The following is a 1,063-nucleotide window of genomic DNA, read 5'->3' as shown; positions in this document are numbered from 1 at the left end:
GTACGAAGGCAGACACGTCACCACCCTGGGTTTCAATGATCGGCAGCGCGGTCAAAGAACCGGTTTTGCCTTTCACTTCACCATTGGTGAACTGCTCAACATAATCTTCGTTTACCTTGGCAGCGCGCTCCAGCAGACGGGAGTGCAGGTAGAACACGTCACCAGGGTAAGCTTCACGGCCCGGCGGACGACGCAGCAGCAGGGAGATCTGGCGATATGCCCACGCTTGCTTGGTCAGATCATCATAAACGATCAGTGCATCTTCACCGCGGTCACGGAAATATTCGCCCATGGTGCAGCCGGCAAACGGTGCCAGGAACTGCATGGAAGCCGGATCAGAAGCGGAAGCGGCAACGATGATGGTGTTTTCCATCGCACCGTGCTCTTCCAGTTTGCGCACCACGTTGGCAATGGTGGACTGCTTCTGGCCGATGGCAACGTAGACACACTTAATGCCGGAGTCTTTCTGGTTGATGATCGCATCAACGGCAACGGCAGTCTTACCGATCTGGCGGTCACCAATGATCAGCTCACGCTGACCACGGCCGATTGGCACCATGGCATCGATAGACTTGTAACCGGTTTGCACTGGCTCGTTAACTTCACGACGCCAGATAACGCCAGGCGCTACCTTTTCAACCGCATCGGTCTGCTTGGCATCGACCGGGCCTTTGCCATCGATCGGGTTACCCAGAGCGTCAACCACACGGCCCAGCATTTCGGGGCCAGTGGGGACTTCCAGAATACGACCGGTACAACGGACTTTTTGACCTTCGGCCAGGCCCAGGTAATCACCCAGTACCACGGCGCCGACAGAGTCTTGCTCCAGGTTAAGGGCCATGCCGTAGATGCCGCCCTCAAACTCGATCATCTCGCCGAACATCACGTCGGCCAGACCATGAATGCGCACAATACCATCAGATACGGAAACCACCGTACCTTCGTTGCGTGCTTCGGTGGAGGTATCAAGTTTCGCAATGCGCGACTTGATAATCTCGCTGATTTCGGACGGGTTGAGTTGCTGCATCTCTAATCCCTCAAACTCAAGAGTTCAGTTGCTCTG

1 protein-coding gene is annotated in these 1,063 nt (G+C 55.6%); it reads right to left on the bottom strand.

The features are described 5' to 3' along the window. Positions 1–1,027, bottom strand: a 1,027-nt coding sequence (gene atpA / locus A3754_RS02990) for a F0F1 ATP synthase subunit alpha (RefSeq protein ID WP_063518810.1), incomplete at its 3' end; no start/stop codon positions are given. Positions 1,028–1,063: the final 36 nt, after the last annotated feature.

It is taken from the genome of Alcanivorax sp. HI0083 (assembly GCF_001635175.1).
Note: the sequence above shows the minus strand (reverse complement) of the source record. Positions and strands in the feature narration are given on the sequence as shown.